The organism is Candidatus Bathyarchaeota archaeon (assembly GCA_026014725.1).
Taxonomy (GTDB): Archaea; Thermoproteota; Bathyarchaeia; order Bathyarchaeales; family Bathycorpusculaceae; genus Bathycorpusculum.
Map to the genome: position 1 here is coordinate 1 of JAOZHV010000046.1, position 2,825 is coordinate 2,825.

3 protein-coding genes are annotated in these 2,825 nt (G+C 46.3%); all 3 read left to right on the top strand.

Annotation, left to right across the window (positions count from 1 at the left end):
* Window positions 1-446 precede the first annotated feature (446 nt).
* Window positions 447-1,613 (top strand): 6-bladed beta-propeller, encoded by a 1,167-nt coding sequence (locus NWE95_09535; protein MCW4004137.1) that lies wholly within the window; start codon window positions 447-449, stop codon window positions 1,611-1,613.
* 74 nt (window positions 1,614-1,687) lie between these two features.
* Window positions 1,688-2,449, top strand: a complete 762-nt coding sequence (locus tag NWE95_09540) for a hypothetical protein (GenBank protein MCW4004138.1) — start codon at window positions 1,688-1,690, stop codon at window positions 2,447-2,449.
* A gap of 98 nt (window positions 2,450-2,547) precedes the next feature.
* A partial coding sequence (locus tag NWE95_09545) for a tRNA-guanine transglycosylase (GenBank protein ID MCW4004139.1) occupies window positions 2,548-2,825 on the top strand: 278 nt, incomplete at its 3' end.

Consider the following 2,825-nt stretch of genomic DNA (forward strand, 5'->3'; position numbering starts at 1 on the left):
AATAGACGGATTCCTTGCCTCCAGAGAATAGACTAGCAGCTATCACTTTTTAAACCGTCTTTTTCCTCTGTTGTCGTGCTCGCTTGAGAATTAACGCGGACATGCCGCTGAAGAAAGCCACTCCAAAGATGAACAAGCCATACTCCGTGCACACGCGTACCTACCTATGTCCCTCTTAGGCAGAATACGTATTAAAACACTGCTGTGCCTCATTGGCTGCCACCTTCGAAAATCTCGGCAATCAGCCGCATTCTCCGCGAAATTGGATAGCGAATGTTAAATCCATATTTGGTCAAGAAACCTTGACTACGAAAGAGCAGGTTAGTCAAGATTTCTTGACTAAAAAACGCTTATACGAGCCTGTTTAGTCAAGAAACCTTAACAATAACCCTTTTATCCCTAAAAAGACCTAAATTAACCGCTCTTAAGGAGGCGAGATGTGAAAAATGAGTTTTTCGCCTAACGATAATTCAAAGAATCGCAAACAACTGCGAGAAAACCTGCTTGCATGGTCCACGATAGTCATTGCAATTAGTATAGTCTTAGTGTTAACACTGCTTGCTACAAACAGCATCGCCAAACCAACTGCAGTTGCATACGCCTGTAAACTATGTTGGGGCAGCTATGGCTCAGATAACGGTGAATTCGATAATCCTTATGACGTTACCGTTGACGCTTCAGGAATCATCTATGTAGCTGACACGTACAATCACCGCGTTCAGAAATTCACCAGTACAGGCGCCTTCGCAGGGTCTTGGGGCGACCGCGGCAATAATGATGGACAATTCAACTACACGATGGGTATCGCTGTTGATGCTGCAGGAAACGTTTACATAGCGGATGCAGGAAATCATCGGATTCAAAAATTCACCAGCCAGGGTGCTTTTCTACAGGCATGGGGCAATTATGGCGATGGCAAGGGACAATTCAAGTACCCTTACGATGTTACTGTGGATGGCAAAGGGAATATTTACGTGGCAGACGCAGGCAATCACCGCGTTCAGAAATTCACTGAAACTGGCAGCTTTTTAGCTTCGTGGGGCAGTTACGGAGAAAAAGCTGGAGAGTTTAAATATCCTCACGGTATGGTAGTTGACGACTTAGGAAACATCTATGTGGCTGATTATTATAACCACCGCGTGCAAAAATTCACAGGCAACGGCGAGCACATAACGCAATGGGGTACGTACGGCAGCGATGATGGACAATTCCGAAACCCGAAGGGTGTTGCAGTTGACAGCGCAGGAAACATTTACGTAGCTGATTATTATAACCACCGCATACAAAAGTTCACCAGCAGAGGTGAATTCATATCCTCTTGGGGTAGTGAAGGCGCTGGTGAGGGCCAATTCTGCACTCCTAAGGGAGTCGCTGTTGATAGCGCAGGTAACATCTACGTGGCAGACACAGGTAATCACCGTGTCCAAAAGTTTCAGCTTGGGGCAACTTCCTATGAACCTGTCTCTGACGTGGCAGACGGCAGTTTGCCCTTTTTACTGCTTGGTACGTCTGGTGTGACGCAGAAGCTATTAGCGTCACCGACAGCGGAAATGGCGCTTTCTGCATATGTCAGCACAATGGCGTTGGTTGCATTGGTCTTCAAAAGACGTTAAACAGCTTAGCAGATACAGTACAGCTCTCTTCCCTCCTTTTTTTGGCGAAGCGCCACCTTGGGAGAGGGAACGACATGTATAAATCAGAAAGAAAAAATAGCGCAAGAGAAATGCTACTTTTCGGCGGGTTATTACTGGGGCTATTTTGCCTTTCATTGGTAGAGGCAGTTTCGGCTGAAATGTGGGCTGCAGGCGTCGCCATCGGTGATTTCGTCTATTACGAAATGCACGGAGTTTACTCTTCGAGCGACCCTAACGTTGTAGTTGAGGTGCCTACGTTTGAACGAAACAATACTGAATGGGTTCGGGTAGAATTTGCAGGATTGTCTGGCTCGGTTGTTCATCAGGTTTACACGCTGCGTTTCAGGGATGGAACTGAAACCATGTTTGAATTCAGAACAGACTTGGCTCCCGGCAACCCAAGCAACTTCACAGAAAAAGGGGTGCCTCTTTGTGCAGCCAACCTCAATGTGGGTGACCCGCTTCCGGCAGTTAAGCTAACAATAAACGATACGTTCACCATGGTTTATCCCACTGGGAAGCGGGAAATAAATCACGTTTCATGGAACACCACTGACGATTGGGGTGACTGCTATTTCGACAAGAAAACAGGTGTGCTCATTGAACTCTGCCGTGTTCACAAATTCGCCTCTAAAACGGGAGGCATCATTGTGGAAAAAGCGGATATTGTGAAAATGACCCGTACGAGCCTGTGGGAAGCAAGGGAACCTCAAACGGCAAGTCCGCCGCCCATGTTAACCATGTTGTTGACGGCTATGTTGCTGCTTGCCGCGATAACGAAGCACAAGAGCAATTCTAGAAAAAGAACCACATAACTGCTGAAGGTACTTGTTTCTTTTGTGCCAAGCTTCTATGGTTATTTCGACTAATGTCTTTTATACGTGTGCTCAGCTTTTCTGTTTAGGTTTGATTTATGAGCTTTGAGACTAAAGAGAAAGACTTGCTTGCTAGAATCGGCAGACTCAAAACCAAGAGCTGCACTGTGGAAACGCCGCTTCTTTTTCCAGTCATTAACCCCAACGTTCAACCAGTATCGCCTAAAAGACTTAAGGAAGATTTTGGATTCGAAGCCATAATAACCAACGCGTACATCCTCAAGAAACGTTTCCAGAGCACACCCCTAGAGCAAGGATTGCACAGGTTCTTGGGGTTCGATGGCGCAGTGATGACTGATTCAGGCGCGTACCAAAT

Bases quoted from the DNA above. Each gene is read 5' to 3' on its own strand.
- NWE95_09535 (MCW4004137.1), top strand. From the start codon at position 447: ATGAGTTTTTCGCCTAACGATAATTCAAAGAATCGCAAACAACTGCGA.
- NWE95_09540 (MCW4004138.1), top strand. From the start codon at position 1,688: ATGTATAAATCAGAAAGAAAAAATAGCGCAAGAGAAATGCTACTTTTC.